The sequence below is a fragment of the Stappia sp. TSB10GB4 genome (genome assembly GCF_900185745.1).
In the GTDB taxonomy this organism is placed as follows: domain Bacteria; phylum Pseudomonadota; class Alphaproteobacteria; order Rhizobiales; family Stappiaceae; genus Stappia.
In genome coordinates this window covers 86496-104254 of sequence record NZ_FYAV01000028.1, presented here as the reverse complement: position 1 = coordinate 104254, position 17759 = coordinate 86496, and the positions used below count along the sequence as shown (strand labels likewise).

Here is a 17759-nt window from a genome sequence, read left to right as displayed (position 1 = left end):
CTGCTGACGATCCGGCACTGACACCCGGCAGGCGGACCCTCGCGATCCCCCCTCGGCGAGAGAGACGCCTGCCCCCGCGCCCGGCCTTCCCAGGCCGGGCGCTTTTCGTATGCGGGCGCCGTTAGCGCGACAGTTCGAACTGGATCTCGATCCGGTTGTAGCCGGCCTTGCCGCCGCGCCAGTCGTGATAGACCTCCCGGCTCTGGCCCGACAGGTGGTGCCGCGTCTCGCCGATGGCGCGCAGCAAGGGCGCGTAGCCCTGCGTGAACAGGGTTCGAACCGACCCCAGATGCACGGCGGAGGCGACCATGATCGGCTCCAGATGCAGAACCTCCAGCGGACCGTCATAGGCGCCGGCGCCCGCCACCGGCAGGCAGATGCGCCAGTCGAACGCGGTCTTGCCGTCGCGCGGCAGGTTCTGCGCGAGGAAGGTCCAGGGCCCCGCCGCCGCAAGGCCGGCGCGCTGGCGCTCCGCCTCGATCTCCGCCGACAGCTCCGCGGCGGCCGATGCCACCTCGGGAATGGTCAGCCTGCGGGCCATCGACAGGACATGCATGTCCTCGGTGGGGTGGATCTTCATCGGCAGTCGCTCCGGTCATCGGGATGAAATCGGCGCGAAGCTAGCCCCGTTCGGCTTTGCGCCAAGCCGAAACGCGAAATACGTTTCCAAATTTCCAGCAAGAAAAGCCGCGCGCGGAGAAAATTCTTCCACAACCGCCGCCTACCCCGCGGCGATCTCCAGGAAGCGCGCGACCTCTTCCGGTTTGGTCGCAAACGACGTCACCAGCCGCACGCCGGACGTTCCCTCGCCCGCCTCGATCTCCGGCCACTCGTAGAACGCCGCGCCCGCTTCGCGCAGCCGCGCGATGGTGGCAAGGTCGAGCACCGGGAACACCTCGTTCGCCTCCACCGGATGGGCGAGCGCATGGCCGGACGCCGCAAGCCCCTCGGCAAGCCGGCTTGCCATCGCATTGGCGTGGCGGGCGCTGTCCAGCCAGTGGCCGTTCTCCAGATAGCCGTCGAGCTGGGCCGCGACGAAGCGCGACTTGGAGAACAGATGCCCGGCGCGCGAGCGATGCGCGGCAAGATCGCGCAAGGCGTCCTGGTTGAACACCACGATCGCCTCGGCGCACCAGCAGCCGTTCTTGGTGCCGCCGAAGGACAGGACATCGATCCCCGCCTTCCAGGTCATCTCCGCCGGGCTGCACGCGAGATGCACCAGCGCATTGGCGAAGCGCGCCCCGTCCATGTGGCAGACGAGACCGCGCTCCTTGGCAGCCCGCGTCAGCGCCGCCAACTCGCCGGGGCCATAGACCGTGCCGCATTCGCTCGCCTGGGTCAGGCTCACCGCCACCGGCGTGCCGAAGCGGCTGCCGTCCGGGTGCTTGGCCAGTTCGCGCGAGAGGCTGTCCGCCGAAATCCGCCCGTTCCGCGTTTCCACCGGCACCATCTTCATGCCGTGCGAGAAGAACTCCGTCGCCCCCCACTCGTCGCACAGCACATGGGCGATGTCGCTGGTCAGCACCAGCCCGCCTGGCCTTGCGCAGGCCGCCAGGGTCAGCGCATTCGCCGCCGTGCCGGTGGCGGTGAACCAGACCGTCAGGTCGTCTTTCTCGAAGATCTCGCGAAACCGGTCGCGGACCTTGAGGGTGAGCGGGTCCGTGCCATAGGCTGGCGCGGCGCCCGTGTTGTGGCGAAGCATCGCATCCATGACCGGCTGCGAGGCCCCCGCCCAATTGTCGCTGGCGAAGATCATGGCGCGATCTAAGACCGGGGCACGCAGCCTTGCAAGCCCGTCCGCAGGCTTCCCTGAAGGCAGGCGCGGGACCCATCTGCCTCGTCCGCCGACAGATTCTTTCCTTCGCGCCGCGCCGGCGTTGCGATAATGACAAAACGCCCCATGCCCGGCGCAAGAAATAGTTTTGCGCGGGCTTGCAAGCCGCTTGCTCCCCCCCTTGAAATCTGGCATTGTGCGCCTCCGCCAGATAGGACAGGATTACTGTCCCTTTTGGACGGAGCGGAAGCGGCCGGGGCTGGCCGGCTTCCGATGGAGCGCATCCCGCGCCCGCAGCACTCGGCCTTGGAGCGCCAGGCGCATCCGGTGGCTGAACGCAAGGGCCGGCATATGCTACAACAGGGCGCGGCATGCCCTGCGATCCCGCCCGGCCGCGGTGCCGGGGCGATGCAGGTCAGGCGCCGCGTCACCGGTGCAGCGCTGTTGCGCGGCACCGGCAGGAAGATGCCGACGGCACGTCCCGCGAGGGACACGAACCGCCGGAAAAGGCGGACCGAAGGGCAGGTCCGCTTCACTGGTCAGCGTCAGGGCGAACGCCCGTTCGACGGACGAGCCGGGCTCCTCGATCACGAGCGAGCGCGACCCGAACGGAGAAGGACGGTCCCGGCGCAGGATGAAAGAGGGCAGACATGAGCAAGACCGAAGCGATGATCGAGGCGCTGGACTTCGTGACCGAAACCGCACCGGCCAAAGCGACGACTGCCCGCAAAACGCTGAACGAGCGACGCGCGGAGGCCGCGCGCGTCGGCCTCTACAATCCCGCGCGCGAGCATGATGCCTGCGGCGTCGGCTTCGTCGCCCATCTCAAGGGCGTCGCCTCCCACCGCATCATTGCCGACGGGTTGCAGGTGCTGGAAAACCTCACCCATCGCGGCGCGGTCGGCGCCGACCCGTTGATGGGCGACGGCGCCGGCATGCTGGTGCAGATCCCGCACGACTTCTTCGTGGCCGAGGCGAAGGACCTCGGCATCGACCTGCCCGAAAAGGGCCGCTACGGCGTCGGCTTCCTGTTCCTGCCGCAGGACGCGGCGCTGCGCCGCCGCTGCGAGGAGATCGTCGAGCGCGTCATCAACGCCGAAGGCCAGGCCTGCCTTGGCTGGCGCGACGTGCCGGTCGACAATTCCTCGCTGTCCAAGGCACCGGACATCGCCGCGACCGAGCCTCGCTCGCGCCAGGTCTTCATCGCCTGCCGCGACTGCGAGACCGAGGACGATTTCGAGCGCCGCCTCTTCGTGCTGCGCAAGGTGATCTCCAACACCATCCGCGCCGAGACCGACGCGGTCGGCCGCGGCTTCTACATCGTCTCGCTGTCGAGCCGGACGCTGGTCTACAAGGGCATGTTCCTCGCCTATCAGCTCGGCGCCTATTACGCCGACCTGAAGGACCCGCGCTTCGCCTCGGCGCTGGCGCTCGTCCACCAGCGCTTCTCGACCAACACCTTCCCGTCCTGGGATCTCGCCCATCCCTACCGGATGGTCGCCCATAACGGCGAGATCAACACGTTGCGCGGCAACGTCAACTGGATGGCCGCGCGCCAGGCCAGCGTCTCCTCGCCCCTGTTCGGCGACGACATCACCAAGCTGTGGCCGATCTCCTACGAGGGCCAGTCCGACACCGCCTGCTTCGACAACGCGCTCGAGTTCCTGGTGCGCGGCGGCTATTCGCTCGCCCATGCGGCGATGATGCTGATCCCCGAGGCCTGGGCCGGCAACCCGCTCATGGACGAGAACCTGCGGGCCTTCTACGAGTATCACGCCGCTCTGATGGAGCCGTGGGACGGGCCGGCCGCCGTCGCCTTCACCGATGGCCGCCAGATCGGCGCGACCCTCGACCGCAACGGCCTGCGCCCGGCCCGCTACGTCGTCACCGACGACGACTTCGTCATCATGTCCTCCGAGGTCGGCGTGCTGCCGGTGCCGGAGGAGAAGATCATCCGCAAGTGGCGGCTGCAGCCGGGCAAGATGCTCTTGATCGATCTCCGGGAAGGCCGGATCATTTCCGACGAGGAGATCAAGCGCCAGCTCTCCACCGCCAACCCCTACAAGGACTGGCTGCACCGCACCCAGATCGTGCTGGAGGAGATGCCGGCGGTGCGCGGCCGCGCGCCGGTCGCCGCCGAGACCCTGCTCGACCGCCAGCAGGCCTTCGGCTACACCCAGGAGGACATCAAGCTCCTGATGCAGCCGATGGCGACCGTCGGCCAGGAAGCCATCGGCTCGATGGGCACCGACACGCCGATCTCCGCCCTGTCGGACAAGCCGAAGCTGCTCTACACCTATTTCAAGCAGAACTTCGCCCAGGTCACCAACCCGCCGATCGACCCGATCCGCGAGGAGCTGGTGATGAGCCTCGTCTCCTTCATCGGGCCGCGGCCGAACCTGTTCGACCTCAAGGGCCTCGCCACCTCCAAGCGTCTGGAGGTGCGCCAGCCGATCCTCACCAATGACGATCTGGAGAAGATCCGCACCATCGGCGACACCGCCGACAACCAGTTCTCGGCCAAGACGCTGGACATCACCTATGGCGCGGCCAAGGGCGCGGCGGGCATGCGCGAGGCGCTCGACAACCTGTGCGCCCATGCCGAGAAGGCGGTCACCAACGGCTACAACATCGTCATCCTGTCCGACCGGCTGGTCAGCCGCGGCCGCATCGCCATTCCGGCGCTGCTGGCGACGGCCGCCGTGCACCATCACCTGATCCGCAAGGGCCTGCGCACTTCGGTCGGCCTGGTGGTGGAGACCGGCGAGGCGCGCGAGGTGCATCACTTCTGCGTGCTGGCCGGCTACGGCGCGGAGGCGATCAACCCCTATCTCGCCTTCGAGACGCTGCTGCAGCTCCATGCCGAGCTCGACTTTCCCGAAGAGGTCGATGCCGACGAGGTCGTCTACCGCTACATCAAGTCGATCGACAAGGGCATCCTCAAGGTCATGTCCAAGATGGGCATCTCGACCTACCAGTCCTATTGCGGCGCCCAGATCTTCGACGCGGTCGGCCTGTCGACCGATTTCGTCAACGAGTATTTCTTCGGCACCGCGACGATGATCGAGGGCATCGGCCTTGCCGAGGTCGCCGAGGAGACCACCCGCCGCCACGCCGTCGCCTTCGCCGACGTGCCGGTGCTGCGCCGCTCGCTCGATGTCGGCGGCGAATATGCCTATCGGGTGCGCGGCGAGAACCACCTGTGGACGCCGGAAGGCGTCGCCTTCCTGCAGCACGCGGTGCGCTCCAACCTGCCCGACCAGTATCGCGAGTTCGCCCGCGAGACCAACGAGCACAACGGCCGCTTCACCATCCGCGGGCTGTTCCGCGTCAAGACCGCCGAGGATGTCGGCCGCGCGCCGATCGCCCTCGACGAGGTCGAGCCGGCCGCCGAGATCGTCAAGCGCTTTTCCACCGGCGCCATGTCCTTCGGCTCGATCTCGCGCGAGGCGCATTCGACGCTCGCCGTCGCCATGAACCGGATCGGCGGCAAGTCGAACACCGGCGAGGGCGGCGAGGAGCCGGAGCGCTACCGGCCGCTGCCGGACGGCTCGCAGAACCCGATGCGCTCGGCGATCAAGCAGGTCGCCTCGGGCCGCTTCGGCGTGACCACCGACTATCTGGTCAACTCCGACGTCATCCAGATCAAGGTGGCCCAGGGCGCCAAGCCCGGCGAGGGCGGCCAGTTGCCCGGCCACAAGGTCGACGCGGTGATCGCCAAGGTCCGCCACTCGACGCAAGGCGTCGGCCTGATCTCGCCGCCACCGCATCACGACATCTATTCGATCGAGGATCTGGCGCAGCTCATCTACGACCTGAAGAACGTCAACCCGGTCGCCGACATCTCGGTCAAGCTGGTGTCGGAAGTCGGTGTCGGCACGGTCGCCGCCGGCGTCGCCAAGGCGCGCGCCGACCACATCACCGTGTCCGGCTATGACGGCGGCACCGGCGCCTCGCCGCTGACCTCGATCAAGCATGCCGGCAGCCCCTGGGAGATCGGCCTTGCCGAGACCCAGCAGACCCTGGTGCTGAACGGGCTGCGCTCGCGCATCGCCCTGCAGGTCGATGGCGGCCTGAAAACGGGGCGCGACGTCATCGTCGGCGCGCTGCTCGGTGCCGACGAGTTCGGCTTCTCGACCGCGCCGCTGATCGCCGCCGGCTGCATCATGATGCGCAAGTGCCACCTCAACACCTGCCCGGTCGGCATCGCCACCCAGGATCCGGTGCTGCGCAAGCGCTTCAAGGGCGCGCCCGAGCATGTGGTCAACTACTTCTTCTTCGTCGCCGAGGAAGTGCGCGAGATCATGGCCGCGATGGGCATCGCCCGCTTCGAGGAGCTGATCGGCCGCACCGACCTGCTCGACCAGGAGACGGCGATCGACCACTGGAAGGCCCGCGGCCTCGACTTCTCGCGTATCTTCCACATGCCGGAGGCCCCGGCCGAGGAGAAGCGCTGGACCCAGCGCCAGAAGCATCCGATCGACGACGTGCTCGACCGCCGCCTGATCGCCGCCGCCGCGCCGGCGCTGGAGCGCAAGGAGCCGGTCGTGATCACCGAGACCATCGGCAATGTCGACCGCTCCGCCGGTGCGATGCTGTCGGGCGAGGTGGCGCGGCGCTACGGCCACAAGGGCCTGAAGGGCGGCACCATCGACGTGCGGCTGACCGGCACCGCCGGCCAGGCCTTCGGCGCCTTCCTGGCGCGCGGCGTCAGCCTGACGCTGGAGGGCGATGCCAACGACTATGTCGGCAAGGGCCTTGCCGGCGGCAAGCTGGTGATCCGGCCGAACCCGAAGAGCGCCGCCGATCCGGACTACTCGATCATCGCCGGCAACACCGTGCTCTACGGCGCGACCGAGGGCGAATGCTACATCCGCGGCATCGCCGGCGAGCGTTTCGCGGTGCGCAACTCGGGTGCCATCGCCGTCGTCGAGGGCGTCGGCGACCATGGCTGCGAATACATGACCGGCGGTGTCGTCGTCGTGCTCGGCTGGACCGGGCGCAACTTCGCCGCTGGCATGTCGGGCGGCGTGGCCTATGTGCTGGACGAGGACGGCTCGTTCCGCAACCGCTGCAACCTCGCCATGGTCGACATCGAGCCGGTCCCGGAGGAGGACGACCTCCTGGAGAAGCTCCACCACCATGGCGGCGACATCGAGCACAAGGGCCGCGTCGACCTGTCGGCCGACATGACCCGGCACGACGACGAGCGGCTGCGCCAGATCATCTCCAACCACATCGCCCATACCGGCTCGGCCTGGGCGCAGGAGATCCTGGAGAGGTGGGACGAGTTCCGCCCGAAATTCGTGAAGGTGATGCCGGTCGAGTACCGCCGCGCCCTCAGGGAAATGGAAGAAAAGCGGCTCGGCCTGGTGGCGGCCGAGTAAGGGAGACGACAGATCATGGGAAAAGTCACCGGTTTCCTGGAGATCGACCGGCAGGAACAGAAGTACCAGCCGGCCTCCGACCGCATCCGCCATTTCCGCGAGTTCACCCTGCCGCTTGCCGACAAGGACGTCGAGCGGCAGGCCGCCCGCTGCATGGATTGCGGCGTGCCCTATTGCCATGGCCCCGTCGGCTGTCCGGTCAACAACCAGATCCCGGACTGGAACGACCTCGTCTATAACGGCGACTGGGAAGAGGCGGCGCGCAACCTGCACTCGACCAACAACTTCCCCGAGTTCACCGGCCGCATCTGCCCCGCCCCTTGCGAGGAAGCCTGCACGCTGAACCTCGAGGACGCGCCGGTCGCCATCAAGACCGTGGAACAGGCGATTGCCGACAAGGCCTGGGCCGAAGGGTGGATCCGCCCCGAGCCGGCGCCGTTCCGCACCGGCAAGACGGTCGCCATCGTCGGCTCCGGTCCCGCCGGCCTTGCCGCCGCCCAGCAGCTCGCCCGCGCCGGCCACACGGTGCATGTCTACGAGCGCGAGCCGCGCGCCGGCGGCCTGATGCGCTACGGCATTCCCGACTTCAAGATGGAGAAGCACTATATCGACCGCCGGGTCGAGCAGATGGAGGGCGAGGGCGTCGTCTTCCATTACGGCGCCAATGTCGGCGTCAACCTGACGGTCGACGAGCTCAAGCAGCGCCATGACGCGGTGCTGCTGACCGCAGGTGCCGAGCGCCCGCGCGATCCCGAGCTGCCGGGCATGGACCTTCAGGGCTGCATGTACGCGATGCCCTTCCTGGTCCAGCAGAACCGCCGCGTCGGCGGCGAGGACGTCACGGCCGAACCGCCCTACTGGGCCGGCGGCAAGCATGTCGTCGTCATCGGCGGCGGCGACACCGCCTCCGACTGCGTCGGCACCTCGTTCCGCCAGGGCGCCCTGTCGGTGACCCAGCTCGACATCCGCCAGCGTCCGCCGGAGAAGGAGGACAAGCTGACGGTGTGGCCGTACTGGCCGACCAAGATGCGCACTTCCTCCAGCCAGGCCGAGGGCGCCGAGCGCGAGTTCGCCGCCGCCACCCTCGCCGTCGTCGGCGAGGACGGCCACGTCACCGGCGTCAAATGCGCCCGCGTCGACGAGAAGCGCCGGCCGATCCCGGGCAGCGAGTTCATCCTGCGCGCCGAGCTGGTGCTGGTCGCCATCGGCTTTGCCGGTCCGCTGGAGGGCACCTATCTCGCCGAGCTCGGAGACAGCATCGAGCGCGACGCCCGTGCCAACGTCAAGGCCAACACCCAGGACTACAAGACCTCGATCGACGGCATCTTCGCCGCCGGCGACGTCCGCCGCGGCCAGTCGCTGGTGGTCTGGGCGATCCGCGAGGGCCGCCAGGCGGCGCGGGCCATCGACCTGCACCTGACCGGCAGTTCCAACCTGCCGCGCTGACCGGGCCGATTTTGCGACGCGTGAGGCCGTTTGAGACGGGTTTTCGCAAAATCTCGCAAGATTTTGCAAAATCGTCTCAAAAAAAGATGAGCAATATCAAAGGGAAAGGCGCCGCTTGCGGCGCCTTTCTCAATTTCTCAAGGCCTCAGAACCCTCTTTATCCCCGCCGCGCGGGCGTGCCGGCACGGGTCTTGTTCCCGCCGCCATCGGGCGCGCCGCCCGCTCGCTATCCCCGCCCTCACGCGGCGCACGAGGAGCCTGGCTCGTAGCTGTCGCGGATGCTCGACAGGAAGCCGCCGACCTGCTGGCGCAGCGCCTCGGAGAGCTCGGCAAGCTCGGAACTCGCGCCGCGGATCTCGTCCGCCGCCGCCCGTGTCGAGCCGCTGGCGCGGCCGAGCGCGTCCATGCTGGAGGCGACGTTCTCGGTGCTTTGCGTCGCGAACTCGACGCTCTGGCTGATCTCGCCGGTCGCCGCCATCTGCTTCTGCACCGACTGCAGGATCGTGTCGGAAATCGCGTGGATGCGCTCCACCGTTCCGGCGATCGAGCGGATCGCCCCGACCGCCTGTTCGGAGACCTGCTGCACCGCCTCGACCTGCTGCGAGATATCCTCGGTCGCGCGCGAGGTCTGGCCGGCCAAGGTCTTGACTTCATTGGCAACGACGGCAAAGCCCCGGCCCATCTCCCCGGCCCGCGCCGCCTCGATGGTGGCGTTCAGCGCCAGAAGGTTGGTCTGGTCGGCGATCTGCTTGATCAGGTCGACCACCTCGCCGATCGCCCTCCCGCTCTCGGCCAGCCGCCCGACGATCGTGTCGGTGGAGCGGGATTCCTCCACCGCCGCCCGCGCCATCTGCGCCGCCTGCTCCATCTCCCGGCCGATCGACAGGATCGACTGGGTCATCTCGTCGGCCGCTTCCGCCGCCGTCGAGACCGAGCTGGAGGCCTGGATCGAGGAGCCGGAGGCCTCGTCGACGGCGCTCGTCGCCATGTCGACCGCCCCGTCGAGATCCTTGGTCAGATGCGCGACGCGCCCGGCCGCATCGCCCAGCCGCAGCACGACGACGCCGACGGTCTGCTCGAATTCGGAGGCGACCTGCCGCAGCGTCTCGCCGCGCTGATGCGCCATCTGCTCCTGCTGTTCCAGCGCCGCGCGCGCGTCCTGCTGTGCCTTTTCCGACAGCCGCACACGGAAATCCGCCACCGAACGGGCGATGGCGCCGATCTCGTCGCGCCGCTCCGCGCCGGCGACGGTGATGCCGAAGTCGCCTCCCGACAGGGCGACCAGCCCCTCCTGCAGCGCCTTCAGCGGCCGCCGCACGCCCATCGCCAGCCAGAAGGCCAGCGCCAGGAAGGCGATGCCGACCGGCGTGCAGACCAGCGCGATCTCGATCATGTTGTGGAGGATCAGGCCGTCCAGCTTCGCCGTCGCGGTGGGACCGAGAAACTCCTGCGCCTGCGCCGGATCGCCCAGCGCCGACAGCAGCGAATGACGGAAGACATAGAAGGCATAGCCCGTTCCCCCCATCATGATCAGGGCTGCCGACGCGACCATGAGCATGAATCTGCCCATCACCGTGAGGGACCAGGGAGAGGAACGGGAAATGGCCATGTCGGGACCCGGGCTAGATTGCGTCGCCGACAAGCTGCCTCAGAAACATGAACATTTGGGTAATGTCTCGGTCGATTCGACCGATCCGGCCGGCCGCTCTCAGGGCGTGGCGGCGCGGAAGTCGTCGACCCGGCCGTTCTGCGGCGGGATCGGCGTGCCCTGGACGATCAACTGATATTGCGGCGTGTCGGCGACCGGCTCGTTCGCCGCCTCCGCGCCGCCGGCCAGTATGGTCTCCGGCGCGCCCTGGCGCCCGGTCAGGACGATGAAATCGGGGTCGTCGTCGACGCCGTCGAAGGCGAAGCTCCCGGACGATCCCAGGATCCGCGCGATCTGGCGCTCGACGAAGAAGGCGATCTTGCGCCGCCCGTGCCAGGTGAAGCCGATGCCCTCGTCGGAGCGAAGCTTCCGCCGCGTTCCGGCGACATCCGGCCCATAGGACGTATAGCCGCCGTTCTCGTCGAGGAACACGTCCCAGACATCGACATAGATGGCGTTGGCCGCCTCCACCTGCTGCTTGGCGACGGTGTTGAGATGGCCGAAATCGGCGCGCCGGGCCACGCCCTTGGGCGGCGGCAGGCCGACCCACAGCACCGGCAGGCGCTGCGCCCGCGCGGCGGCGATGAGCTGGCCGACCCGCTGGCCGTAAATGGCGTTCCAGGCATCGCTGCGGAACGCCGCGCCGCCGCTGTCCGTGGCGATGTCGCGCACGTCGAGCGAGCCGATCAGGATGACGATCGCCGCCATCCTGTTGCGCCCTTGGACGGCGCCGCGGATCCGGTCGACGAGCACGCCGGGGCCGGCGCCGGCCAGCCCCGCATCGGCGAGCGACAGCCTGTCGACACGCACCGACGGCACCTCCGCGTAGGTCGCCTCCAGCCCTTCCGCAAGCTCGCCCGCCAGCGCGCCGCCGACCACCAGGATCGAGCGCGCGTCCGCCTCTTTCGGCACTTCGATCACGACCGGCCGGGCCGGCTCGCGCGTCGGCTGGGGCCGCATCTGCTGGCGCGGCGGCAGCTCCTCGATGCGCGTCCGCCGACGGCTGTTGTCGACGCCGAACAGGCGCAGCAAGGGCGACAGCGGATGGAAGCCGGTGTCGCGCGTATCTCCCGGCTGCACGATCGGCCGCGACTGCGCCAGCGCCGCCGCCGGGCCGAAGGGCGCCGAAAGGTCCGCTCCCGGCTCGGGCAGCAACAGGCACAGGGCGGTGACCAGCGCCACCAGGGCGGCAAGGCGCGCACGCCCGCGCGCCCACGGTCCACGCGATGCGGGAGACGGCCTGACGGGACGGAGCGAGCGGATCTTCATGGCGCGATTTTAAGCCCGTTCCGGGGGGAAGGGAATAGATGGCCCGCGCGCGCCATTCCTTGTTGCTCCGTCTCGCCTGTCGCGATCCTTCAAGACGGCCGCCGCCGCCTCTGCGAGACTGCGCCCCGAACCCTTGCCCAAACCCATGCCCGAAACCCCTTTCCTGGAACCGGCGATGATCCTCAGATACACCATTCTCTATGTCGAAGACGTTCCGGCAACGCTCGATTTCTACGAGCGCGCCTTCGCCCTTTCGCGCGGTTTCCTGCATGACAGCGGCGACTATGGCGAGCTTGCGACCGGCGAGACCCGCCTCGCTTTTTCCTCCAAGGCCCTGATGCACCGCCTCGGCAAGACGCCGGGCCGGGCCGAGCCGAAGGCGCCCGTCTTCGAGCTTGCCTTCGAGACGGACGACGTGCGCGCGGCGCTGGACCGCGCCCTCGCCGCCGGCGCCACGCTGCTGCAGGATGTGCGCGAGGAGGACTGGGGACAGACCACCGCCTATGTCGGCGATCCCAACGGCTACCTGGTGGAAATCTGCTCGCCGGTCCAGTTGCCCAGCGCCGGCTGACGGGCAAGCTCCAGCAGGGCGCGGTGCCGGCGCAGCCGCTCGGGACTTGCGCCGAACCAGCGGCGGAACTCCCGCGTCATATGCGCCTGGTCGGCAAAGCCGCAGTCCCCGGCAATGCCGGCCAGCGGCATCTCGCCGTCGAGCCGGCCGGCCGCCCGCCGAACCCGGCCGAGCAGCCGCCAGAGATCGGGCGGCGGCAGGCCCCGCTCGCGAAACCGCCGCTGCAGCGAACGCGGCGACAGGCCGAGGCTGCCGGCGACCGAGGCAAGGGTCGCGTCCGGTCCGGCCAGCAGCCGGATCGCCGCATCCACATCGTCCGGCCTTGCCGCCCGCGCGGCCAGGGCATTGCCGAGGATGTCCGCCGCCCCGTCGCCCGGCCCGAGGACAGCATCGCGGGCGATGGCCTCAAGCTCCGCCGGCCCGACGGCCGCCCCCGGCCGCAGCCGGTAGCCGTCGATCCGCGTTCCGGCGGCCAGCACGGCGATGCGCGGGCCAAGGTCGAGGCCGGTCAGCAGCACCCGCGGCGCGGCTCCCGGCACATGCAGCACCAGCACGTCGCGGCAGCCGTCGGGCAGGACCGGCGCGCGCTCGGTGCCCGCCGCCACATGCCGCCAGGCAAGGAAATCGGCCGCGTCCGCCATCCGCTTACCGCCCGTTGCGGATATGCTCCAGCAGAGCCACCGAGGCATAGCCGTCGGGGATCAGGCCGGCCGATGTCTGATAGGCACGGATGCCCCGCCGGGTCGCCGGGCCGACCTGGCCGTCGGCGGTGCCGACGGAAAAGCCGCGCCGGTTGAGCAGCGTCTGCAATTCCTCCGCCTGCGGCCGCGACAGCGGCAGCGCGTCGCGCCGCCACGCATGAACGAACGGCCCGCCGCCGCGGATCCGGTCGGCCAGATGGCCGACGGCCAGCGCATAGGCGGTGGCGTTGTTGTAGCGCTTGATGACGAAGAAATTCTTCAGCATCAGGAAGGCCGGGCCGGAGGCGCCGGCCGGCAGCACCAGCTCGGCATTGTCGGACGGACGCGGGAAGTCGCGCCCGCCCGGACGGCGCACGCCGAGCCGCGCCCAGTCGGCGATCGAGCGGTCGGTGTCGGCGAGCGTGTAGTCGAAGCCGCGCGGCAGCTCGACCTCGTAGCCCCAGGTCTTGCCGCTCTGCCAGCCGTGCCGTTTCAGGTAGTTGGCGGTGGAGGCCAGCGCATCGGGGATGTTGGTCCAGATGTCGCGGCGGCCGTCGCCATCATAGTCGGCGGCATATTGCTTCCAGCTCGAGGGCATGAACTGGGTGTGCCCCATGGCGCCCGCCCACGACCCTTCCATGCGGTCGGGGGCGACATGGCCGGCCTCCAGGATCTGCAATGCCGTCACCAGCTCGCGCTGCCAGAACTCGCGCCGGCGCGGCGCGGCATAGGCGAGCGTCGCCAGCGCCCGCACCACATAGTGCTGGCCCATGAAGGAGCCGTAATTCGTCTCCATGCCCCAGATCGCCACCACCGCGTGGCGCTCGACGCCGTAGCGGTTCTCGATGACGGCGAGTTCGCGGGCATAGGTCGCCAGCATCTCGCGTCCCTTCTCCACCCGCGTGTCGGAGACGGCCGTATCGAGGTATTCCCAGATCGGCTTGACGAATTCCGACTGACGATTCATCAGCCTGATCGTATCCGGATCGGGGACAACCCCCTGGAAGGCGCGGCGATAGGTGGCCTGCGACACGCCGGCCTCGCGGGCGGTCGGCCAGAACGAGTCCACAAAGGCGGTGAAGCCGGGATCGGCCTTGGCCGTGCCGGAGGGCAGGCACAGCACCAGGGCAAGCCCGAGGGCACCGGCCAGCCGCCGAGCGGTGCGGACGGCGCCCCTTGCATGACTTTGAAGCAAGAACATCAACACTCCTGTCGTCTCCCGGTGGAACGGCCCGCTCGTCCCGCAGACCCGTTCCCTCGCCCCCCGACGCCCCGGATTTCGCCCCGGATTTCCGGACCGAACCGACGGGCGGCGGCGCCATCCCCGTCGGCAAGTATGGTTCAGTGCCGGAATCTCACCCCCGCCTCGATCGCATTCGAATTGTAGCTCGATCCCGAGTTGCTCGAAATGAACCGGCGGAACGTGTAGCGGCCCTGCAACGCGACGTTGGACGTCAGGGCCCATGTCAGCGCGGTGGTCGCCCGCGCCTCCTGCTCGGTCAGCACGAGGCCGGTATAGTCGCGCCAGGTATAGCCGACGCCGACCTCGCCGCTCAGCGCCTCGCTGAAGCCATGCGCCAGCCGGAGGTCGCCGGTATAGGTGACCGAGCCCGGCGTGCCGGCCAGCGAGGACGGCGAGAAATTGGTGCTGGCGAGCGCCGTCACCGTGGTCAGGCGGGTCGGCGACCAGACCAGCGATCCGTCCACCGTCAGCCCCTCCAGCCGGGCAAGGCGCTTGTCCTTCAGCGTCTCGCTGCGCCAGCCGACGGCGATGTCGCCGGAGATCTTGCCGCCATTGTCGAAGGCAAGGCCGGTGCGCAGGCCGTAGCCGGTGGAGTCGCGATCCTCGCACAGCATCGGGTCGGTGCAGCGATCCATGTAGCGGCGGGCGAACAGGCTCCCTTCGGCGAAGGGCGTCACCGCCGCGCCGGTGTTGCCGTCGACGCGCAGGGTCGCGGTGACCAGCGCGTTGTCGCGGTCGCGATTGGACGGCCCCCCGCCGGTGCCGGTGTAATGGGTCGAATCCACCTGGCCGCGCAGCTCCGCGCCGACGAGGCCGAGATCGCGGCGCAGCGACAGCCCGGCGCCCAGATCGTGCACTTCCCGGTCGCCGCCCGCCGCCTCGGCCGTACCGCGATCCTGCATCGACAGGCCGTAGCGCCCGGAAATGCCGATGTCGCTGCGCTCCCCCGCCTCCAGCCGCAACAGGGCGTCCGCCGTCACGTTCGGGTCCGCCTTCAGGCTGCTGTCGGGATAGCCGGTATAGCTGCCGCGGAAATTGAGGCCGAAACTGTGGCGCGACCAGTCCGACTGCACCCTGAGGCTCGGGGCGATGCGATAGACCGCGCCGCCATCGCCCTTGGCGCTGTTCGCCCGGTTGTCCGACCAGCCGAGCCCGGTAAAGAGCTCGGGATAGAGCAGGAACGAGCCGACGCGCATGCCGCGCGGCTCGTCGCGGGTGGTGTCGCCGGCATAGGCGGTGTTCGTCACGCGGCCGCCGCCACCGATCGGCCCGCGCCGCTGCACCGCCCGCAGCCGCTCGGCGAAGGGCTGCGCCGGTGCGGCGCGCCCGCCGGTCGCAAGGCCCTGCGCGCTCTCGCCCGCGCCCGGCCCGATCTCCGAGATCGACCCGCGGGTGCCGGTCCGCCCAAGCGGCGCCACCCCGTCCTGGCGGGCGAGCGGATCGGTGTCGTCCTCCGCGTCGACATCCGCCGCCGACCCGAACCCGCCGCCGAAACCGCCGCTTTCCTGCGCGCCGACGCGCGCGGCCATCGGCACCTGCGCGGCGAGCAGGGCCAGAACGGCGACGACGGAAAGGGCGCGACGTGTCATGCTTCGTCCAGATACGGCAGGCCGGGGCACCGGGCCGGCTACGACAGGCCGCAAGCGCCGGAACCGCCGGGCTGCGGCCAACTTTTGCCATGATAATGGTCTGTTAGGGTTAACGGAGCGTTAGGCTCGCGCCTCTCGCCTCGCCCGCCGCCCTTGCGCTCGCCCCTTCCCCGGAGGTAAGACGGGCGCAACCCAACATCGAGATCGCCGGACCCGCACCCATGACCGCACCCTTGACCCTCACCACCCTGCCGGCCGGCGGCGGTCAGGACGCCTGCGCCTCCGCGCTGCGGACGATCGCGACGGAGGCGCAAGGGCTCGAGATCCTCAAGGCGGCGCTCGGCAACGGCCTATCGCAGCCCTTTTCCGAGGCGGTGGCGACGATCGCCGCCGCCCGCGGCCGGGTGATCGTCACCGGTCTTGGCAAGAGCGGCCATGTCGGCGCCAAGATCGCCGCGACCCTCGCCTCCACCGGCACCCCCGCCTCCTTCGTCCATGCCGCCGAAGCCAGTCATGGCGACCTCGGCATGATCACCGACAACGACGTGGTGCTGGCCCTGTCCTGGTCGGGCGAAACCCAGGAACTCGCCGCCACCATCGCCTATACCCGCCGCTTCAAGGTGCCGCTGGTCGCCATCACCTCGCGCGCCGAAAGCGCCCTCGGCGCGGCCGCCGACATCGTCCTCGCCCTGCCGAAAGTGGAGGAAGCCTGCCCGCACGGTCTTGCCCCGACCACCTCCACCATCCTGCAGATGGCGACCGGCGACGCGCTCGCCATCGCCCTGCTGGAGGCGCGCGGCTTCACCGCCCAGGATTTCAAGGTCTACCATCCCGGCGGCCGTCTCGGCGCCAGCCTGCTGCATGCCCGCGACATCATGCATGGCGGCGACAAGCTGCCGCTCGCCACCCCGGCGACCAGCATGCGCGATGCCATCGTGCTGATCACCCGCAAGGGATTCGGCGTGCTCGGCATCGTCGATGCGGCGGGCCTGCTGACCGGCATCATCACCGACGGCGACCTGCGCCGCCATCTCAGCCACGACTTCCTCGACAAGACCGCCGGCGACGTCATGACCCGGGCGCCGAAGTCGATTCCGGGCGACATGCTGCTCGCCTCGGCGGTGGAATTCATCAACCGCGCCTCGATCACCGCCGTCTTCGTCGTCGAGGACGGCCGGCCGGTCGGCATCATTCACCTGCACGATCTGCTGCGACACGGGGTAGCCTGACGTCGCGTCCCCCTGCATCGCGCGTGGATCCCTCGGGATTTTTTCCAAGCTGGAGACGACAACCTGCGCCCGGTTTAGGGATTGATTAGCCTCGCCTGCCTATGATCGTCTCGGGTCCGCCACCGGGCCTGACGGCTTTCGGAGAGTTGCAGGGCATGGATCTCGGTTCGATCATCGGTATCATCGCGGCATTTGCGGTCGTGATCGCCGCCATTTTCGTCGGCGGCAACATCACGCAATTCATCGACATGCCCTCGATCCTGATCGTGATCGGCGGTGCGTCCGCCGCGACGCTGGTGCGCTTTCCGCTCGCCGGGATCGGCGGCGCCTTCGTCGTCGGCAGCAAGGTCGCCTTCACCCACAAGAAGTCCAACCCGCGCGACCTGATCGAGGAGATCAGCACCCTCGCCGACGTCGTCCGCAAGTCCGGCCCGCTGGGGCTGGAAAATGTCGAGGTGAGCGACCCGACCCTGGCCAAGGGCGTGCAATACATCGCCGACGGCTACGAAGGCCCGTTCATCCGCAACGCCATGGAGCGCGACCGCGACCTGTATCTCGACCGCCTGCAGGAGGGACGCAAGGTGTTCAAGGCGCTGGGCGATTCCGCCCCCGCCTTCGGCATGATCGGCACCCTGGTCGGCCTGGTGCAGATGCTCGCGACCATGGACGATCCCTCGACCATCGGCCCGTCGATGGCCATCGCGCTGCTGACGACCCTCTACGGCGCCTTGATCGCCAACATCGTCTGCCTGCCGCTGGTCGACAAGCTCGATTCCAAGTTCGAGACCGAGGAGGTCAACCAGACCCTCGTCATCGACGGCATCCTGCAGATCCGCGAGAACAAGAGCCCGGCGCTGATCCGCGACATGCTGATCGCCTATCTGCCGGAAAAGGCTCGCGCCGAGTTCGCGGAAGCCGCCTGA

General features: G+C 69.0%; 12 protein-coding genes. 5 read left to right on the top strand and 7 right to left on the bottom strand.

Annotation, left to right across the window (positions count from 1 at the left end):
• Positions 1–121: 121 nt before the first annotated feature.
• Both TSB10GB4_RS04110 and TSB10GB4_RS04105 read right to left on the bottom strand, forming a co-directional pair.
• A complete protein-coding gene (locus TSB10GB4_RS04110; RefSeq protein WP_186394665.1) occupies positions 122–580 on the bottom strand; it encodes a hypothetical protein in 459 nt (152 codons plus the stop codon).
• A gap of 141 nt (positions 581–721) precedes the next feature.
• Complete coding sequence (locus tag TSB10GB4_RS04105; RefSeq protein ID WP_186394664.1) at positions 722–1756, bottom strand: low specificity L-threonine aldolase; 1035 nt, start codon at positions 1754–1756, stop codon at positions 722–724.
• Between the two features lie 686 nt (positions 1757–2442).
• On the opposite strand from TSB10GB4_RS04105, the gene gltB reads away from it, so the two are divergent.
• Positions 2443–7161: a glutamate synthase large subunit gene (gltB, locus tag TSB10GB4_RS04100; protein ID WP_186394694.1), complete on the top strand. Its 4719-nt coding sequence runs from the start codon at positions 2443–2445 to the stop codon at positions 7159–7161.
• Positions 7162–7176: 15 nt separating this feature from the next.
• On the top strand, positions 7177–8607 hold the full coding sequence (locus TSB10GB4_RS04095; RefSeq protein ID WP_186390330.1) for a glutamate synthase subunit beta: 1431 nt from the start codon (positions 7177–7179) through the stop codon (positions 8605–8607).
• A 238-nt stretch (positions 8608–8845) separates the two neighbouring features.
• On the opposite strand, the gene TSB10GB4_RS04090 is transcribed toward TSB10GB4_RS04095, so the two are convergent.
• On the bottom strand, positions 8846–10165 hold the full coding sequence (locus tag TSB10GB4_RS04090) for a methyl-accepting chemotaxis protein (RefSeq protein WP_208984420.1): 1320 nt from the start codon (positions 10163–10165) through the stop codon (positions 8846–8848).
• 150 nt (positions 10166–10315) lie between these two features.
• Complete coding sequence (locus TSB10GB4_RS04085) at positions 10316–11524, bottom strand: DUF459 domain-containing protein (RefSeq protein WP_186394663.1); 1209 nt, start codon at positions 11522–11524, stop codon at positions 10316–10318.
• Between the two features lie 175 nt (positions 11525–11699).
• Between TSB10GB4_RS04085 and TSB10GB4_RS04080 the strand changes: the two genes are divergently transcribed.
• On the top strand, positions 11700–12095 hold the full coding sequence (locus TSB10GB4_RS04080; protein ID WP_186394662.1) for a VOC family protein: 396 nt from the start codon (positions 11700–11702) through the stop codon (positions 12093–12095).
• Here the strand turns inward: TSB10GB4_RS04080 and TSB10GB4_RS04075 are convergent.
• The 3 genes from TSB10GB4_RS04075 to TSB10GB4_RS04065 form a co-directional block, all read right to left on the bottom strand.
• The gene (locus tag TSB10GB4_RS04075) at positions 12047–12736 is read right to left on the bottom strand and encodes a helix-turn-helix transcriptional regulator (RefSeq protein ID WP_186394661.1); all 690 of its coding nucleotides are present in this window, start codon (positions 12734–12736) and stop codon (positions 12047–12049) included. The genes TSB10GB4_RS04080 and TSB10GB4_RS04075 overlap by 49 nt on opposite strands.
• Before the next feature lie 4 nt (positions 12737–12740).
• Complete coding sequence (locus tag TSB10GB4_RS04070) at positions 12741–13976, bottom strand: lytic murein transglycosylase (protein WP_186394660.1); 1236 nt, start codon at positions 13974–13976, stop codon at positions 12741–12743.
• 140 nt (positions 13977–14116) lie between these two features.
• Complete coding sequence (locus TSB10GB4_RS04065; RefSeq protein ID WP_186394659.1) at positions 14117–15607, bottom strand: outer membrane beta-barrel protein; 1491 nt, start codon at positions 15605–15607, stop codon at positions 14117–14119.
• Positions 15608–15828: 221 nt separating this feature from the next.
• On the opposite strand from TSB10GB4_RS04065, the gene TSB10GB4_RS04060 reads away from it, so the two are divergent.
• Both TSB10GB4_RS04060 and TSB10GB4_RS04055 read left to right on the top strand, forming a co-directional pair.
• Positions 15829–16836 (top strand): SIS domain-containing protein, encoded by a 1008-nt coding sequence (locus TSB10GB4_RS04060; protein WP_186394658.1) that lies wholly within the window; start codon positions 15829–15831, stop codon positions 16834–16836.
• A 155-nt stretch (positions 16837–16991) separates the two neighbouring features.
• Entirely contained in the window at positions 16992–17759 is a 768-nt protein-coding gene (locus TSB10GB4_RS04055) for a motility protein A (RefSeq protein WP_186390323.1), read from the top strand.